Source organism: Microbacterium halimionae (assembly GCF_011761265.1).
Taxonomy (GTDB): domain Bacteria; phylum Actinomycetota; class Actinomycetes; order Actinomycetales; family Microbacteriaceae; genus Microbacterium; species Microbacterium halimionae.
In genome coordinates this window covers 683,409-701,074 of record NZ_JAAOZB010000001.1, presented here as the reverse complement: position 1 = coordinate 701,074, position 17,666 = coordinate 683,409, and the positions used below count along the sequence as shown (strand labels likewise).

The following is a 17,666-nucleotide window of genomic DNA, read 5'->3' as shown; positions in this document are numbered from 1 at the left end:
GTGGCCATGAGAATTTCCGAACTGTCGACGCAGACGGGCATGACCGTGCCGACGATCAAGTACTACCTGCGCGAGGGACTGCTTCCCGAAGGTGAGCGCAGCTCACCGACGCAGGCCACGTACGGCGACAAGCACGTGGAGCGGCTGCGGGTGATTCGAGCGCTGCTCGACGCCGGAGTGAGCATTGCTGAGACAAGACGGGTACTGACCGCGCTGGATGAGCCACCCGAGCATTCGTACGACCTGCTCGGAACTGCGCACGCGGCAATTACTCCACCCTTGGATGAGGCGCTAGATCTCAACGAGGCCGAACGAATCGTTTCTGCGCTGGGCTGGAAGCCAGGGACGTGCGATCTGGCCGTGTTGAACGAAGTCGCGCGAGCGGTGGAAGGTCTGGAGCGTGCCGGTTTTGTCGTACCGAATGCCGTGATGCGCGAGTATCTCGCGAGCATGCGCCGCATCGCGGATGCCGAGATCGCCGGCGTGCCGACGGAGTCTCCGGAGGCTGCGGTTCGGTATGTAGTGCTGGGTTCAGTGCTGGTGGAGCCACTGCTCTTGGCGCTGCGGCGAGTAGCGCAGCAGGTGAGCTCGTGGGAGCGATTCGGCGGCGAGGGCTAGCGACCTTGTGCACCTTTGATGGACCCGTGCTGTCAGCAATATTCGCTTGCCATCATCCACGTTGAGGGCGGTGTCTATAGTTGGGTCATGCGGCGGCGCTCGGCTCTGATAATCGGCATCCTCTCACTCGCAACACTGACTGGTTGCGCATCCGGCGCGGCCGATGGAATCAGCGTTTCGCCAGCGCAAACCCCCGAGAAAGCCGATACATCGCAAGAGGCGGATGCCGAGGCACAAGCGCAAGCTCAGGCCTGGCTCGATGCAGCCACGGTGCCGCCGGATGCCGTCCGTTCGACTGAGACCATCGGCGGCTTCTACTCGTACCAGGGATGGCCCTGCCAACCAGTCGTCGAGCAAGAAGCGTACTGGACCATCTCCGGTATGACTGTGGCAGAAACTGCCAACTGGCTGGCGGCGAATCCGACGGCTGACCTCGTCTCTACCGCCGTGGGGACCGTCGACGAGGAGGGGGACTACGACGAGGCAACCGTCGGTTACATTCCCGCGGACGATTCGCAGCAGGGAGTCGTTTACACGGTTACGAAGGAGGAAAACGGCGTCGCGATCAGGGCTGAAGTTGCCGCCCTTACAGAATCCGCGGTCTGCCCCTCCCTCCCACCTGGTTCGATGATGGGAAAACCGGGACAGGGCTAAGAAGCCTCACGGCATCTGAGTCTGTTCGTACCCGTACCGCCGATGCGGCGCGGTAGATCCGCGAGGATAGTTATATGAACAGCGCACAAGCGGTGACAGCGGTCACCGGTGGGTCACGTGGCATCGGAGCAGCAATCGCCCGCCGTCTCGCAGCGGACGGTCACGACGTCGTCATTGGATACCGAGACGACTCAACCGCCGCAGATGAGGTGGCAGCTCACGTGCGAAAGCTCGACAGGAGCGCCATCGTCGCCGCCGTGGACGTGACCGATCCACAATCACTCGACAGCTTCCTCAAACAAGCACGGCAACTCGGTCGCCTCACGGGAGTGGTCGCCGCTGCAGGAGCAGTGCGCGGTGTGGGGCGCCTCATTGATCTCGACCCGGCGGACCTCAAGCATGACCTCGAGGTCAACCTTCTCGGAGCCGTTCTGACGAGCCGCGCTGCGGTCGAACACCTCGCCGAATCGGCGGGATCGCTCGTGCTGATCGGATCGGCGGCTGCAACGATCGGTAGCCCTGGAAGTTACGTGCACTACGCCGCAGCTAAAGCCGGCGTCGCGGCCCTCAGCGTGGGGTTGTCAAAAGAAGTTGCGTCAGAAGGCATCCGCGTCAACTGCGTCGAGCCCGGCACAGTGTGGACCGACTTTCACCAGGACCCCGAGCGCCCTGCAAAAGTTGCGGCATCCATTCCCATGGGACGGGCGGGGATGCCGGAGGAGATCGCGGGTGCCGTGGCGTGGTTGCTCTCCCCTGACGCCGCCTACACGACGGGCGCAACCCTGCGAGTCGCCGGCGGCCTGTGAGGAGACCTCGGCTACCTACCGAACATGAGCACCACTCACCGCAACTTTGATCACTGTTGAACGTGGAACCCGGGAGCTGGCGCGACGTGGTGCCGATGGGCGCTGCCCGTAGCCGCTCTCGTTTGGGCGAGCGCTTGGCTTATCACTGGACGATGTGAAGACGCGCCGACTTCGTATCTACCGGGCAGCAGACCGAAGGTTCGAACAAAGTGATATCGGAGCGCTTCGTCGTTGCCGAACCCTGCAGCAGGATAAATGTCTGTCATCGTCGCCGCTGGATTGTGGACCATGAGCATCGCTGCAGTCTCCGCGCGCGCTACGCCGATGATCTCGGCAACGCCCCCAACCGAATGCAGGCATCGGTAAAGATGGCGGCGAGAGATGTACAGACGGTGGGCGAGAGATTGCGGACAGAAGTTGCGTTCGGCATGACCCGCAACTATCAGCTTTAGCGCGAGAGCTCTAGTTGATTCGTCTTCCCATTCTTCTCCCTGCACATGCACAAGCCACTCCTCGTGAGATCCCGACTACGTACAACGGAATGTCACGGAGAGCCGCAAGAGTTCCGTTTAAGTTGCTCCGGTAATGGGGAGCTCGACTGGACCGAAATCGTAGATTGTGTATCGCCCGCATCCGACTTGCGTTGCTGAATCTAGCGACCAGCCGACCGGCAACTCGAAATCATGCGACTGCGCATCAACGATCAAGAAAGAGGCCGACTTCATATTGAAGTCGTCTCGGTTGACAAGCCACGCATAAGGGCGGAGATTCCATGTCACCTGTAGCAGCTGACTTGGATCGTCGATGTAAGCCTTTGGTGCCCTAATTGACCAGAACTGGCCAGCACCCGTGCGGTGTGTTGCATTAACCCAACCGACGACGCACTGAAGCGACGCTGAGGACGCTGTTTCGCGATTCTCCGATAGCTTCTGCACGCTCTGGAGCGACAGCAACATCCCTCCCAAAGCGACGACGGCAAGCAAGACCGTCCAACCAGGACGAGGAGAAGTGGGCTCGCGACGGCGAGGACGGGCAATGATCTGGACCAGACAGATGGCGGCAAGTACAGGCGCGAACACGAGCGGCTGCAGGTATCGCGGCGACTCAGAACCGACCAGCACGAATCCGAAAAAACACGTCAGTGGCGCCAACCATGCGAATAGAGCGACGAGGCGTACACCGCTCGAGACACCTCGAAGTCTCACAACCGAAAAACCCATCGCGGTGATTGCGAGGGATATCAAAACGATCGTCGCGACGACCGCCAGCGGCCGATGCCACTCAGCACTGGCTAGACCCAAATAGTGAGCGAAGGAGCCCCTCGCGTTGTCTGTCCGAATATAGAAGCCCATCTGGGCAACAATCGTTCCGCTAAAGAGGTTCCGAAGCAGGAGACCAACCACCGTCGAGCAGACAATGAACAGGAGATTCATCGTCAGCAGATGTCTGCGTGCCCCGCCGATCCCAATGATTACCATGACCAACACAAGGGGCGCGACGGCCCAAGCAACGAACAGCGGGTTGCTGAAGCACGATAAAACGACCAGTGCGATGAGCGGCACGCTGGCTCTCGCTCGAAGGCGCCCGGCCTCCAGGGAGCGACGCACGAGCCCCAAGGCTGCGATCGATGCCACCACCGTGGCGCTGTAGTAGGTGGTTGTCGCCATCAAGCTGGCCAACTGCGAGCTGTCGCGATCACCGCCGTTTTCGAACAGTGCGATCAAGCAGAAGGCGCCGTAGGCAGCCCAAGCGCTCAGGATCGGAGCCGACGCGCTTTGGCGGCAACCTGAGGCGAGACGAAACGCGCCGTAGAGGGCGAGAAAGTTGAGCACAGAATTGATCAGGAGCGCACTCGCGGTGTCTCCTCCGAACGCGGCCGCGAGCGCGTACGCTGCCAACTCCGGAACGAACAGAACGGGAGACATGGCCCAGTCCTGCGGCGCTCCGGTAGCAAGAGAATGCATGAACAGGGCGTTAAAGAGGGAATCGCCGTCGAAGAAGAACAACTCTTCGCGCGTCGCCGCGACATGGGCCGTTAGGTAGACCCCAAGCGCGGCCGCAAGCACATAGCCGAGCAGTTCGCTCACGAAGACTCGCCAGGGCATGCGCTCTCTCGCGTTCAAAGAGCCGTTCGCACTACCGTCGGTCGGAACATTTTGCGTGCTGGTAAGCGTCATCCGCGGTCTCCAGCGTCTGCTCGTGGAAGGGAGGAGTGATACGTATTCGAGCCTACGACCCCGTTTCAAGTCGTTGGCAGGCCACCAGCAAAGGCTTACCCCGGAAGTGTGACCAACTTCGAACACGGGCTCTGCAGTTCAGTATTTTGTCTCGCAAGGGAACAACCCCGTGGAGTAAAGGAGAGAGTCATGAAGAACCTGAACCAACTCAATCTCAGATCGCAACAGCCGTAGCCGACATCCATTGCAAGCAGGTCAGTAGCCTGATTGGCGTAGGAATGGTTGCGCAATCTGAGGCCGACACAATCTACTTGGATGAGCACGCACAGCAGCTGGCGGAGTTCGTCGCTGCTTATCGGTGACACGAGATCATCGTGTGCACCAAGCCACGCCGACGCTCGGAAATTGGTGACTCCGCGGGTTGAGCGGCACGGCCGCTCGGAGGCCTCACTGGAGTGGTCGCCGCCGCGGGAGCAGTACGCGGTGTGGGGCGCCTCGTTGATCTCGACGCGGCGGTCTCTAGTCGTGCTTGATAGACGCTAGCTACTCACCCACGATGCGTCGCTGAAAAGGTCTCGCAGCTCGTTGATGAGGCGCGCTGTGTGAAAACCGTCGGCGGCCGCATGGTGCATCTGCACAGCAAGTGGAAGAAGCACCTGCCCATCCCTCTCGACGTACTGGCCGAGGGTGAATATCGGCGCCAGGTGATCCCAGCTGCCGCCAATATTGAGTGTGAAACCGGTGAAGGCAGTCCACGGCAGACTCGACACGTCGAACGAGTTTCGTGGCGAAGGCCCCTGTGGAAAAAGCCGTGTCGACTCTGCGTGCTCAGCGATGACATGAGCTGCGGCCTCGTGGAAGGCGGCAAAGTCCGGATTGTAGGGCGCCCACACGCTCGCGAATGTCTCCCGCTCACGGTTGAACACGGTGAAGGAGGGATGCACAAGCGACCAGGTTGCTGGCGCACCCGAATCGGTCAACGTCATCCGAAACTCTTCATAGCGATTGACGACCGATGCGATCGCCCAGATCTGCGCGATATACGTTCGGCGCATCGCGGACCGAACCGCCGCGACGAACGTGGTTACGTCGAGCTCGACGGTGATGGAATACGTGCACGGTACGGCTGTGCGGTAGTGCTCAAAGTGCTGACGTCGCGGCCACGTTTCAACATCGATCGGGATCGGATCGTTCATTCGATCATTCTCGCAGCGTGAGGTCCACCGGCGAGATCGTTACTCAACATACGAAACGAGCGCAAGTCGTTCCCGGCGACTCAGAAGCGTGCTTAGGTAACTGAGTGACCGCCCGCATCCTCGCTATCGGTACCGCGGTGCCGCCCACCCGTGTTTCGCAAGCGAGCGTGCGGGATCTGTTCGCTGCGCAACCGCACATTGACAGGTTGACAACCAGGCTCGTTCACGCGGCTTTCGACGCCGCAGCAATTGAGCAGCGCCATACAGTTCTCGCTGAGCTCGGCGGGGCTGCCGCAGCATCCGGAGACGCGCGTTTCATTGATGAGGCGGGCGTGCTGCACATGCCGACAACCGGCGAGCGGAATGACCTGTACATTCAGACGGCTCCCGATCTGTTCGCTGAAGCTTCTCGCGATGCGCTCACCCGCGCAGGCGTCGACGCTGGCGCGGTGACGCACGTCGTGACAGTGTCGTGCACGGGATTCTTCGCCCCGGGCCCCGACTATCGCCTGGTGCGCGACCTCGGCCTCTCTCCCGCCGTCGAGCGCTACCACCTCGGATTCATGGGGTGTGCAGCCGGGGTTCCCGCGCTCCGCCTCGCCGCACGAATCACCGACTCTCAACCCGACGCTGTCGTACTCGTCGTTTGTGCGGAGCTGTGCTCGCTGCACATCCGCGCATCGAGTGATCCGCAGCAGATCGTGGCGGCATCCCTGTTCGCCGATGGCGCCGGGGCTGCCATCGTCACCGCCAACGCAGCTCACCACACCACCACGGAGCTTCGGCTCGACAGCTTCGCAACTCTCCTCACCAGCGAAGGCGAAGCCGACATGGTGTGGACGATCGGCGACGAAGGCTTCGATATGACCCTCACGGCCGAAGTTCCCCGCATCGTCGGCCGTGAAGTGCGGGATGCCGTCACTCGGTTTCTGGCTGACGAACCGCGGAACGTTTCCTGGGCGGTTCATCCCGGCGGCCGAAGCGTGCTTGATCGCGTCGAGCACGGCCTCGAACTGCCGCCCGACGCTCTCGCCACATCTCGCGCGGTGCTGCGTGACTACGGCAACATGTCGAGCGCCACGATCCTCTTCATCCTGCAGGAGATCATGCAAAGTGATGCCCTCCCCGACGGAGCGCCACTCGCAGCCCTCGCTTTCGGGCCGGGTCTTACTGTCGAATCGGCGATGCTCACGATGATCCGCTCATGACGTCTCTCTCAGCCCGCAACGAGACTCTGCATGAGCTCATGGACGATCCCGACTGTGATCAAACCCGCTTGCGGGCAACGCTCAAACGATTCGGCCTCATCAACCCCGTGATCGCCGGCTGGCGCGGCGTTTATCGCAGCAAACTTCTGCCCTACCTCACATCGCTCGGGCGTCCAGCGCGCGTACTCGACCTCGGCTGCGGGGGCGGCGATGTCACGGCGCACCTCGCGGACCTCGCGCAACGCGACGGGCTCAGTGTGGAGTGGGTGGGCGTCGACCCCGAACCCACAGCGTTCGAGGTCGCCTCGACACGCAGCCGCGAAAACCTGCGCTTCGTTCACGCCGATGCGGCCGGGTTGCTCGCCGCCGGCGAACGCTTTGACGCCGTTATCTCCAACCACGTTATGCACCACCTCGGCGACGATCTGCCTGAATTTCTCGCGCTCTCGCAGCAGCTCAGCTCGGGCCCGGTGCTCCACTCAGATATCGCGCGCAGCCGCCGCGCATACGCGCTCTATGCGATTGCCATCACGCCCTTTGCCCCCGGCACTTTTCTTCGCACCGATGGTCTGCGATCGATCCGCCGAAGCTTCACGGCGCGCGAGCTGCAAGAGCTTCTTGATCAACGGATGCCGACACCCTGGCACATCACGACGCCCGGGGCTTTCCGGGTACTCGCCGAAGGCCCCGGCCATGCATGACGTCATCGTGGTGGGGGCGGGCCCCGTCGGAATGTTGCTCGCCATCGAGCTTGCCCGACACGGCGTCGATGCGCAGATTCTGGAGCAGCGTGCCGAGCCCGGAACGGGCACACGCGCGATCGGTGTGCACCCTCCCGTGCTGGCGGCGCTCGAGCCATCGGGCGTGACCGACGCTCTGCTTTCGCACGCGCTCCGAGTCACGAGCGGCGAAGCACGCTCAGATAGAGCCCGCCTCGGCACTGTGCAGTTCAACAAGCTCGCGGCCCCCTTCCCGTTCGTTGCGACACTGCCGCAAGCGGCGAGCGAAGCAGTACTTCGGGATGCCGCGCCGGTACCCCGACGTGGAGTCACCGTGACGGCGGTCGTTCCCGAGGGTCTTCGCGTGCGTGTGGAAACCCGCGACAACGATGACCGCAGCGAAACGCTCTACGCGCGGATTGTGGTGGTGGCATCCGGTTGGGGTGGCCGTGACCTCGTCTATCGACCCGACCGCCTCGCCGTGCACAGCTACCCCGACCTGTACCTCATGACAGACTCGGTGGCCGGCCCCGACGCCGACGAAAACACCGCTGTCGTCAATCTGTCGCGCGGAGGCGTGCTCGAGTCTTTTCCGTTGCCGGGAGGGCTTCGCCGCTACGTGGCATGGGACCAACCGGGTGCCGACAACTCTCCGGATGCCCGGGCCGACCGACTGCGAGAGGCAATGCGCACGCGTGGCGAAGCAGTCGCAGCTACAAACGTCACCGCGGCGACCGCGTTCCACGTGCGACGATTCGTTGCCCCGCAGCTGCGTCGCGGCCGAGTCTTCGCCATCGGAGACGTGGCGCACGAAGTGAGCCCGATCGGCGGGCAGGGCATGAACCTCGGGCTTCTCGACGCAGTGGGCCTTGCCCCACTGCTCGCGCGCTGGGTGCAACGCGGGCTCACGCCAGAGCCCGACCTCGAGGCGTGGGAGAAACGACGCATCGCGTCGGCTCGCGTGGCGGCAACACTCGCTGCAGCGAACACCCGCCTTGGCCGCGCGCTCTCGCCCGCGGGTGATGCTTCGCGAAGCGCCCTGGTGCGCGCGATGCTCCGGCCCCCCACCGGCGGCGCGTTTGCGAAGGCTTATGCCATGGGATTTGATCGTGGCGCGCACGCGCCAGATCGTCAATCAGGCCGCGAGCGCTCCGCCTGAGGCAACAAGCTGGGCGGCGAGTAAGAGCGCTGCGGTCATGACGAGACGAAAAACAATTCGTCCCGGCCGCCGAGACAGCGCCGTGTAGAGAGTCGCAACTGACACAACGATCACGGCACCGAAGAACACCCACGACAACACACTTACCTCGATGAGGGCGCCATCAACGGGTCCGAGCAGCACCGCGAGAGCCCCGGCGGCGAGCGCGAGAGTCGAGATGATCGCCGCCGGGCGTCCGCCGATGCGGTGGGCGAGGCCTCGCACCCCAGTGCGGCGATCATCGTCGAGGTCAGGCAGCACATTGGTGAGGTGCACAGCGGCACCGAGAGCGGCGCCTGCAGCAAAAGCCCACGGGGCTGCGAGAGCACTCGGCACCGCCGAAAGCGTGGCGAGCGAAGGAAAGAGCCCGAAGCTCACGAGAAACGGCACAACCGAAAATGCTGTGGACTTCAACCGGAGGTTGTAAGACCAGGCAGAGGCGAGCGCGATCGCGTGTGCCAGCAGCATCCCCCAGCTCAGGATCGCCGAGAGCAGCAGAGCGCCGGCAAGCGCAACGAATGCCGCGACGAAAGCTGCGCGCACCGTGACATCGCCTCGTGCGATTGGTTTATCGCTTCGGCCGACGCTCCGGTCGCGCGCCGCGTCGATGGCGTCGTTCGAAATGCCCACCGAGAGCTGGCCGAAGAGCACGGCAGCGCCGAGGAGCACAACGCGCAACGCATCGACCCCGGCGGCCACCCCGAGCGCGACAGCCAGCGCGGTGACTACAAGCGTCGGGCCGGGATGCGATGACGCCCACAGCGCCCGCGCCATGCTCACTGCTCTGGCTCGTGCTGCTCTGACTCGTCGCCCTCAGCGCGTGCCGGTCCATCGCTCGTCAGCACAAGCTGCGTACCCGTGGCATCGATATCGACGCGTACGACGTCGCCATCTCGCACACCGCCGGAGAGAATCGCCATAGCGAGGCGGTCCTGAATCTCCGACTGGATGAGGCGACGCAACGGCCGCGCCCCATAAATCGGGTCGTACCCTCGCTCCGCCAGCCACGTGCGCGCGTCGGGGGTAACCGCGAGCGTCAACCGCCGCTCGGTGAGGCGCTGCTGCAGCGCATCCACGGTGAGCTCGACGATCTGCGCGAGGTCGTCTTCGGTCAGTGTTTGGAACACGACGATGTCATCGAGGCGGTTCACGAACTCGGGCTTGAAGGCCTGACGCACGAGTGCCTGCACCTGCTCTTCCTTCTGCTCGGCCGACAGGGTCGGGTCGATCAGAATCGGTGAGCCGATGTTCGACGTCAAAATCAGGATGACGTTCTTGAAGTCGACGGTGCGACCCTGACCATCGGTCAGTCGACCATCGTCCATCACCTGCAGCAACACGTCGAACACCTCAGGGTGGGCTTTTTCCACCTCATCGAGCAGAACGACGCTGTAGGGACGGCGGCGCACAGCCTCGGTCAGCTGGCCACCCTGCTCGTACCCGATGTACCCGGGAGGGGCACCAACAAGGCGCGATACCGAGTGCTTTTCGCCATACTCCGACATGTCGATGCGCACCATCGCGTGCTCGTCATCGAAGAGGAAGTTGGCGAGCGCTTTGGCGAGTTCCGTTTTTCCCACACCGGTGGGTCCGAGGAACAGAAACGAACCCGTTGGGCGGTTCGGGTCGCTGATCCCAGCGCGAGAGCGACGCACGGCATCCGCGACCGCTTTGACGGCAGCTTTCTGCCCGATCAATCGCTTGCCGAGTTCTGCCTCGAGGTGAATGAGCTTTTCAGTCTCACCCTGCAAGAGCCGGCCCACGGGAATTCCGGTCCACGCGGCGATGACCGACGCGATGTCTTCATCGGTCACCTGATCACTCACCATGCGATCCGTCGTGTCTTCCGCCGATTCCTCGACAGCAAGTTCTCGCTCAAGAGCGGGAATCTCGGCATAGAGCAAACGCGAGGCGCGCTCGAGGTTTCCCTCACGTTGCGCACGCTCGGCGTCGACGCGAGCCGCATCCAACCGGGTCTTCAATTCGCCGACGCGGTTGAGCGACGAACGTTCATGCTCCCACCGCTCGGCGAGCACCTGAAGTCGATCTTCTTCTTCGGCGAGGTCGGTGCGGAGCTTTACGAGGCGCTCTTTCGACGCGGCATCTTTCTCGCGTTTCAGCGCGAGCTCTTCAAGCTTCAGCCGATCGACGTGACGACGAAGTTCGTCGATCTCGAGCGGCGCCGAATCGATTTCCATGCGCAATCGCGAGGCCGCCTCATCGATGAGGTCGATGGCCTTATCGGGCAGCTGCCGCGAAGGAATGTACCGGTGCGAGAGGGATGCCGCAGCAATCAGTGCCGCGTCAGCGATAGCCACTTTGTGATGAGCTTCGTAGCGCTCTTTGAGTCCGCGGAGGATCGCGACGGTGTCTTCGACACTCGGTTCACCGACGTACACCTGCTGAAAGCGGCGCTCGAGGGCGGCGTCTTTCTCGATGAATTCGCGGTACTCGTTGAGTGTTGTCGCGCCAATAAGTCGCAGCTCGCCGCGGGCGAGCATGGGCTTGAGCATGTTGGACGCTGCAACGGAGCCTTCGCCGCCACCGGCGCCCATCAAAACGTGGAGCTCGTCGATGAAGGTGATCACTTTGCCGTCTGATTCCGTGATCTCTTGCAGCACGCTCTTCAGCCGCTCCTCAAATTGGCCGCGGTACATCGCTCCCGCCACAAGTGCCGAAATATCAAGAGTGACGAGCTCTTTGTCTTTCAAGCTCTCCGCAACATCGCCAGCAACGATCCGCTGCGCAAGACCCTCGACGACGGCTGTCTTTCCCACGCCGGGCTCGCCGATAAGCACGGGGTTGTTCTTCGTGCGGCGCGTGAGCACCTGACTGATGCGCCGAATTTCGGCGTCGCGGCCGATCACGGGGTCAAGCTTTCCCATGCGAGCACGCTCGGTGAGGTTGATTCCAAACTGCTCCAGGGCGCTCTTTGACTCTTCCTGTCCTGGCTGCTGCGTGGCGTTCATCTGTCTCCTGAAATCTGCGAGGATCGAACTTGAGCCTAGTGGACTCAAGTTTATCAGGTCGCATGCTGCGCAACAACGGCTGCCGGAACGCGGCTAGCGTGTCGCTATGAGTGGTCTCTGGGTTCTTGTGAAACGGCTGCCGCGACGCGTGTGGTTTCGCGCCGCCCTTTTCACCATCATCGCCATCGTCTATGCCCTGATCGCGGGAGCTGTGGCATCCTTTGTCCCCTATTCGTTTGCATTCGACTTGGGCCAAGGTGCCGTCGGATCAATCCTGCAGATTCTCGCAACGTCAATGCTCGCGGTGACCACCTTCTCGCTGACCACGATGGTGACTGCGTACTCCTCGGCATCCGCGATTGCCACGCCCCGCGCCACCCAGTTGCTCGTCGAAGACACCACCTCGCAGAACGTACTCTCGACGTTTATCGGCGCATTCACGTTTTCTCTGGTCGGCATCATCGCGCTTTCGACGAGTTACTACACCGACCAGGGTCGCGCGATTCTGTTCCTCGGCACACTCGTAGTCATCGTCATCATCGTGGTCACTTTGCTGCGATGGATCGGGCACCTCTCGAGCTTTGGGCGCATGGCCGACGTGATCGATCGCGTCGAAAGCGAAGCATGCTCAACTCTCGCCTCATATGCGGCGAAGCCTGCGCTCGGCGCGAATGTGTTGCGAGGAAAGCCGACGGGCTCATTTCAGATTCGGGCCCCGCGCGTCGGCGTCGTCACGCATGTACAACTGTCGCGTATCGAAAGCGTTGCAGCAGATGCAGACGTGCAGGTGCACATTGTGGCCAGCGCTGGTCGCATGACGGATGCCGCAACCCCCCTCGCGCGCGTGAGCGGTCACCTCGACGAAGATGCCGCCTCCGCGATCGCGAACGCATTTCAGATCGATGCGCACCGCACGTACGAACAGGACCCGCGACTGGGGGTAATCGCACTGTCGGAGATTGGCAGCCGCGCACTCTCTCCGTCGACCAACGACCCCGGAACCGCAATCGAGGTGTTGGGTTCGTTGCAGCGCGTGTTTACCGCGATGCTGACTGAAGAACCAGACGATGAAGTGCTCTACCCGCACGTCTGGATCACGCCGGTGGCTCTCGACGACCTGCTCGAAGACGCGTTTCGACCATTGGCCCGTGACGGTGCAGGCATGATCGAGGTCGCATTGCGGCTGCAACGCGTGCTCGCAGCACTTGCGGCAACCTCACCGCGGCGCGCCGCGTCATTTCGACGCGCAGCGGATGCCGCAGCCCGCCGCGCATTCAACGCTCTCCCTCGAGCCGACGCCGCGACGCTTCGTAGCAGCCGCCGGAACCTCTGGGGCTGAAGCGCTACACCACCGGAGTGGGCTCAGCCATTGCGGTGATGTCGATGGTCGCATCGAGTGAAACTTCCGCTGGCGTGTCGGTCGTGCAGCGAAAGCGGTCCCGATAGGCCGTCGGCGTGAGCCCGAGCGTTCGCACGAAGTTCTGGCGCAGCACGGCGGCCGAGCCGAAACCGCATTCGTAGGCGATGCGGTCGAGCCCGAGCGTGGTCTTCTCGAGAAGCCGCTGAGCATGAAGCAACCGCTGGCGCGCGAGCCAGGCGGCGGGCGTTGCCCCGAGGTCCGCTTTGAATCGGCGGGCAAAAGTACGCGGTGACATGTGCGCTTTGGCTGCAAGCTCATCGACGTGCAGGTCGAGACGCAGATTCTGCAGCATCCAGTCGGTCACAGGGGCAAGTGAAAGCGACGCCACCTCCGGCAGCGGCTTGTTGATGAACTGCGCCTGCCCGCCGTCGCGCTGCGGGGCAACCACCATGCGACGCGCGATCGTATTTGCCGCTTCGGGGCCGACTTCTTGACGCAGCAGGTGCAAACAGGCATCCAGCCCTGCGGCCGTGCCAGCGCTCGTGATGATCTTGCCGTCCTGCACGTAAAGCACGTCGGGGTCGACCTCGATGTCGGGGAACATGTCGGTCATGACATCCGCGTACATCCAGTGAGTCGTCGCCCGGCGACCGGCGAGCACTCCGGCGTTCGCGAGAATGAATGCGCCACTGCACACGCTCAGCAGCCACGCACCGCGGCGTTCAGCGTCGCGAATCACCTCGAGCACCCGCGGATCCGAGCGCCCCCACATCTCTTTCGGCGTTGGGGAGACGACGACGAGATCAGCTTCGTACGCGTACGACAGGTCGTTGTGAACGTTCAGCGAGAATCCCATGCGCGACGGCACGACGCCGGGGTCCGGCGTCACGACGCGGAAGTCGAAGTTCGGAACGCCGTCGGCCGAGCGGTCTAATCCAAACGCTTCGCACGCGACTCCGAACTCAAAAGGAGCGAATCCGTCTTCTACGATCACAGCGACAGTTTTCATGAGAGTTCCATAGTGGCAGTAATTCGTCTATTTGTGTCCATTCTGCCACTTTTGGCAGAATGGGTACATGCGTAGCGTTTCTGCCATGATACTTTTCGTTGTTGTCGCAGCCATCTCACTCACTGCCGTCGCAGGCACGATCATCGCCGTCGCTCGCGACGGCTTCCGACCCGTCGCTACTGACCCCGCCCGAGTTCCCCCTCGCCCCGACGCATCCCTCGTCACCCAGCCCGCGCCCGCCGTTGCCGAGCCCGCGCCGGAACCCCTCGCATCACCCACTGACTTGCCCATTTTTGCGGGTGCGGACGCCGTGGCACCCACAAATTCGGGCAAGTCAGCGGGGGTTTCGTCGTCACACCGTGGCACACGAGCATCCCGCCGCTCGGCATCGCCCTCGCGTGCTGCGTGACCCTCGCGTGCCGCTTGACCCGGCGTCACACCCGTCGACTTGCCCGTTTTTGTGGGTGCGGGGCGCTCCGCACCCACAAAAACGGGCAAGTCGGCGCGGGTAGTAAGTCGGCGCGGGGCTACGCGGCGTTTGTGACGCGGCGGTAGATGTCGATCATCGCCGCCGTGCGCGAAGATTGCCGGAATCGCTCGCCGATGTCGGCATCAGGGACGGGAGCCGAGCCGTCTGCAACGTCGGCAGCGGCGCGTCGGATCGCGGCAGCGAGAGCCTCCACAGATGCGTCAGCTGTCACCCCGTCACCGACCCGCCAAATACCTGAACCCAGTTCGTTCGCAATATCGGGGTCGCACACGATCGCAGGCGTGCCGAGCGACGCACCTTCGAATGGCGTCATGCCCTGCGTTTCGAAACCGATCGACGTTTGCACCACAGCATCCGCTGCCGCAATTCGGCGGAGAGTCTCGAGGTACGTCAAACGTCCAACGAAACGAACGGATGCCATGGCCCCCACCCGCCGCGCGACGATTCGCTGCGCTTCGCGCCACTGGCCACCGCCGCCGATGACCTCAACTTCGACGTGGGCATATGAGGCCGCGACAGCTTCGAGAAACGGAAGAAGCCGTTTCTCGGGGCTCATCCGGCCGATCCACACGAGACGCGCGGGGCCCGGGCGACGCGACCCGCGGCCGGCGGCGAGCGCCGAATCAAGCACGTCATCGTCAATACCGTTCCAGACCACGTCGACGTGAGTCTCCGCCCCGAGCGGCACAGCTCCGTGCGCTTCCAGCCGGCGCGCAAAATGTGAAGACGGTGCCGTCACGGCCTGTGAAAGCCGGGCGAAGCGCTGGAGATAGTCCCACCCGCCGCTGCCAGGACCGCGTACATTCAACGCGCGACGCTGCCAGAAGTTCAGTGCCCGCAGCACAAGGCCCGGGGCCGGTGCGGTGGCTTCAATTCCGACGTCAACGCGATTGTGCATCGTGTGCACAACGGGCAATCCATGGCGGGCGGCGTATCGATGCCCCGTGAATGCTCCCCAAAAGTCAGCCTGCACGTGCACCAGATCTACTGGTCCACGATCCGCCATGGCTGCGTCGAGAAAGCGGTCAGTGCGTCTGCCTGGCCACGCCAATGAGTACTCGCGGTCGAAAGTGATGGGTATCGACGGCAGGTCGAGGTAGGCAGCATCCACAGTCGCAGCACGTCCTCGCGCGCCGTGCATGGCGGGGGCAACGATCGTCACTGTGTGTCCGGCGCGCTCTAAGAAGCGCCGCTGCAACCGCATCGACACTTGTGCCCCGCCGAGCGACTCGAGGTGCTGATCGCCGAACATCACGACGTGCATCGGGGTTACTCCGGCAGCGGCTGGCCGCGATACAACGCTTCGAAAGTATTGAGGGTGCGGTTGATGTCGTGCACGATCACACCGTCGAGCGATGCTTGCTGCATCCGCAGTCGCTCTTCGGGTTCGGCTGTCAACACATCAGTGAGACGCGCGGCGAGTTCATCGACGCTGCCGGGCTCGAAAAGGTAACCATTTTCACCGTCATGCACGAGGTGCGGCAGGGCAACGGCGTTCGCGGCGACGATCGGCAATCCGGATGCCATCGCCTCCATCGTCGCGATGGACTGGAGTTCTGCGATCGACGCAATCGCAAAAACGCTTGCTCGCGACAGGATCTGCCGGAGCTCATCCTCTGAGGTGTGCCCGTAAAAATGCACTCGATCAGAGATTCCGAGTTCGCCCGCAAGCAACTCGAGGTTCTTTCGCTGATCTCCACCACCGACTATGTCGAAGCTCACCGCAAGAGATGGATCAAGACGTGCGATCGCGCGCAGCACCACATCGATCTTCTTCTCGCTTGTCAATCGGCCCACAAACAGCACACGATTGGCGTCTCGCGGCGTGAGATCGGGAGTGTAGTTCTGGCGATCAATCCCACAGCTCACGGGAATAACGCCGGTGATATCGATTGCCGACTCCAGAAAATTGGCGGCATTTCGCGTGGGCGTCGTCACGGCGCGCGCCCTGAGGAGCGTCCGCTTCGCGTCTTTCCAGGCGAGTTTGACGATCAGTTCGTCAAGTCTCGCCGGAAGCGTCGTGAAATCGAGGATGTTCTCGGGCATCACGTGGTTCGTAGCGATCACCGGGATGCCGCGTTTTCGGGCCTCGCGGGTGAGTCCCCGCCCAATCAGAATGTGCGACTGAATGTGCACAACGTCGGGCTTGATCTCATCGAGAATCCGGCGCGAATGATGCGGCGAGCGGAAGGGGGTGACAAAACGCAGCCAGTCGTGCGGGTAGTAGCGCCACGAAGGGAGTCGATGGATTGTCATCTCCTCGCCTTCGATGACCTCACGGAAGGCACCGTGTTTGGCGTGCGTGAGGCTCGGCGCCATCACGTGCACCTCGTGACCGCGTGCGGTGAGGCCCGCGGCAAGGCGCTCCGCGAAGCGAGCGGCACCGTTGACGTCTGGCCAGAAGGTGTCGGCACCGATGAGCACCGTCAAGGGGCGCTGCGTGTCGGCGTCATCTGATGAAGAAGGAAGGGACGCGGGGGAAGTCACGGGTGTGGTGGCTGCCTATCTCTGCGGCGTGCACGCGGGGTCTCCGCGCGCACGTCAACTGTACCTGAGCCCCCTGTTTACACCCCGGATGCCTCGCCCACCCACCGCGAGCGTTCTAACCTGGAGCCATGCCCCGTCTTCAAGCCGATGCCAACGTCGATCTTTGGGTCCCCGTTACGGGTTCATTCGGGCTGCGTGGTCGACGCCACCGCAAAGCAGCGATTCGGATGCTGATCAACCAGGGCGCGGGTCTTACCGGCGCAGCACCGCGACCAGGTTCGGGTTTTGCCGCGTGGGCCGCGAGCCAGGCGACGCCCTTGCTACTGCGGAAAGCGGCGGGTCGAATTCTCGTGTGGGTGTGGAAAGCAGAGCCCGAACAGATGGTCGTCATCGCTCAGCTTCAAGAGGCCACACCGCAACTGCGCACAGCGCGCGCGATGATGCCGATGGAGTATGACGACACCGAAGATTTCCGGAACCCTCACCTCGGCACCGGTGAGAAGTTGGCCATGGAGCTTCCGAGTAAACCCGGCACCCCGCCGTTTGCCACATACACGTGGGATACCGGCACGCACCTCGTGACCCTCACAGCCGTCGGCGGAGACCGGGAAAGATTCGGAATCGTGCTGAGGGGTGCGGACGACATCGCACGCACGTTGCGCATCGTTGACGACATTGCCCTGCAAGGCGATCCGACGGTGCTGCGAATAAATCCCTCTGCGTGAAACGCCGCGGCATGGCATTCTTTGTGTTAAATAACGCACTGAAAGGACCC

17 protein-coding genes are annotated in these 17,666 nt (G+C 62.8%); 9 read left to right on the top strand and 8 right to left on the bottom strand.

Features of this window, described 5'->3' with window-relative positions; all coding sequences use genetic code 11:
- The first annotated feature begins 6 nt into the window (after positions 1-6).
- The 3 genes from FHS06_RS03350 (at position 7) to FHS06_RS03340 (ending at position 2,078) form a co-directional block, all read left to right on the top strand.
- On the top strand, positions 7-618 hold the full coding sequence (locus FHS06_RS03350) for a MerR family transcriptional regulator (RefSeq protein WP_167045416.1): 612 nt from the start codon (positions 7-9) through the stop codon (positions 616-618).
- Positions 619-705: 87 nt separating this feature from the next.
- A complete protein-coding gene (locus FHS06_RS03345) occupies positions 706-1,272 on the top strand; it encodes a hypothetical protein (protein WP_167045413.1) in 567 nt (188 codons plus the stop codon).
- A gap of 74 nt (positions 1,273-1,346) precedes the next feature.
- Positions 1,347-2,078 carry an SDR family NAD(P)-dependent oxidoreductase gene (locus FHS06_RS03340; protein WP_167045410.1) on the top strand — a complete coding sequence of 244 codons (732 nt, stop codon included), beginning with the start codon at positions 1,347-1,349 and terminating at the stop codon, positions 2,076-2,078.
- Positions 2,079-2,128: 50 nt separating this feature from the next.
- Here the strand turns inward: FHS06_RS03340 and FHS06_RS14395 are convergent, their stop codons facing one another.
- From FHS06_RS14395 to catA, 3 genes are all read right to left on the bottom strand, one after another.
- A complete protein-coding gene (locus FHS06_RS14395; protein ID WP_424960768.1) occupies positions 2,129-2,575 on the bottom strand; it encodes a helix-turn-helix domain-containing protein in 447 nt (148 codons plus the stop codon).
- Positions 2,576-2,647: 72 nt separating this feature from the next.
- Positions 2,648-4,255 carry a hypothetical protein gene (locus FHS06_RS03330; protein ID WP_167045404.1) on the bottom strand — a complete coding sequence of 536 codons (1,608 nt, stop codon included), beginning with the start codon at positions 4,253-4,255 and terminating at the stop codon, positions 2,648-2,650.
- Between the two features lie 539 nt (positions 4,256-4,794).
- The gene (gene catA, locus FHS06_RS03325) at positions 4,795-5,451 is read right to left on the bottom strand and encodes a type A chloramphenicol O-acetyltransferase (protein ID WP_167045401.1); all 657 of its coding nucleotides are present in this window, start codon (positions 5,449-5,451) and stop codon (positions 4,795-4,797) included.
- A 104-nt stretch (positions 5,452-5,555) separates the two neighbouring features.
- Between catA and FHS06_RS14285 the strand changes: the two genes are divergently transcribed.
- From FHS06_RS14285 to FHS06_RS03310, 3 genes are read left to right on the top strand one after another with little or no spacing between them, the layout of a single operon-like run.
- Positions 5,556-6,659 carry a type III polyketide synthase gene (locus FHS06_RS14285; RefSeq protein ID WP_167045398.1) on the top strand — a complete coding sequence of 368 codons (1,104 nt, stop codon included), beginning with the start codon at positions 5,556-5,558 and terminating at the stop codon, positions 6,657-6,659.
- Positions 6,656-7,360, top strand: a complete 705-nt coding sequence (locus FHS06_RS03315) for a methyltransferase domain-containing protein (protein WP_167045395.1) — start codon at positions 6,656-6,658, stop codon at positions 7,358-7,360. The genes FHS06_RS14285 and FHS06_RS03315 overlap by 4 nt, the downstream gene beginning before the upstream one ends.
- On the top strand, positions 7,353-8,537 hold the full coding sequence (locus tag FHS06_RS03310; RefSeq protein WP_167045392.1) for an FAD-dependent oxidoreductase: 1,185 nt from the start codon (positions 7,353-7,355) through the stop codon (positions 8,535-8,537). The genes FHS06_RS03315 and FHS06_RS03310 overlap by 8 nt, the downstream gene beginning before the upstream one ends.
- Here FHS06_RS03310 and FHS06_RS03305 read toward each other — a convergent pair.
- Positions 8,514-9,350 (bottom strand): UbiA family prenyltransferase, encoded by an 837-nt coding sequence (locus FHS06_RS03305; protein ID WP_167045389.1) that lies wholly within the window; start codon positions 9,348-9,350, stop codon positions 8,514-8,516. The genes FHS06_RS03310 and FHS06_RS03305 overlap by 24 nt on opposite strands.
- Before the next feature lie 2 nt (positions 9,351-9,352).
- Positions 9,353-11,545 (bottom strand): ATP-dependent Clp protease ATP-binding subunit, encoded by a 2,193-nt coding sequence (locus FHS06_RS03300; RefSeq protein ID WP_167045387.1) that lies wholly within the window; start codon positions 11,543-11,545, stop codon positions 9,353-9,355.
- Between the two features lie 106 nt (positions 11,546-11,651).
- On the opposite strand from FHS06_RS03300, the gene FHS06_RS03295 reads away from it, so the two are divergent.
- A complete protein-coding gene (locus tag FHS06_RS03295; RefSeq protein ID WP_167045384.1) occupies positions 11,652-12,884 on the top strand; it encodes a DUF2254 domain-containing protein in 1,233 nt (410 codons plus the stop codon).
- 4 nt (positions 12,885-12,888) lie between these two features.
- On the opposite strand, the gene FHS06_RS03290 is transcribed toward FHS06_RS03295, so the two are convergent.
- Positions 12,889-13,914 (bottom strand): GlxA family transcriptional regulator, encoded by a 1,026-nt coding sequence (locus FHS06_RS03290; RefSeq protein ID WP_167045381.1) that lies wholly within the window; start codon positions 13,912-13,914, stop codon positions 12,889-12,891.
- Positions 13,915-13,999: 85 nt separating this feature from the next.
- Between FHS06_RS03290 and FHS06_RS03285 the strand changes: the two genes are divergently transcribed.
- On the top strand, positions 14,000-14,323 hold the full coding sequence (locus FHS06_RS03285; RefSeq protein WP_167045378.1) for a hypothetical protein: 324 nt from the start codon (positions 14,000-14,002) through the stop codon (positions 14,321-14,323).
- 118 nt (positions 14,324-14,441) lie between these two features.
- Here FHS06_RS03285 and FHS06_RS03280 read toward each other — a convergent pair whose 3' ends face one another.
- A complete protein-coding gene (locus FHS06_RS03280; RefSeq protein WP_167045376.1) occupies positions 14,442-15,668 on the bottom strand; it encodes a glycosyltransferase in 1,227 nt (408 codons plus the stop codon).
- A gap of 5 nt (positions 15,669-15,673) precedes the next feature.
- The gene (locus FHS06_RS03275) at positions 15,674-16,891 is read right to left on the bottom strand and encodes a glycosyltransferase (RefSeq protein WP_167045373.1); all 1,218 of its coding nucleotides are present in this window, start codon (positions 16,889-16,891) and stop codon (positions 15,674-15,676) included.
- A gap of 128 nt (positions 16,892-17,019) precedes the next feature.
- Here FHS06_RS03275 and FHS06_RS03270 point away from each other — a divergent pair, with 128 nt between their 5' ends.
- The gene (locus tag FHS06_RS03270; protein WP_167045370.1) at positions 17,020-17,616 is read left to right on the top strand and encodes a hypothetical protein; all 597 of its coding nucleotides are present in this window, start codon (positions 17,020-17,022) and stop codon (positions 17,614-17,616) included.
- The last annotated feature ends 50 nt before the right edge of the window (positions 17,617-17,666 follow it).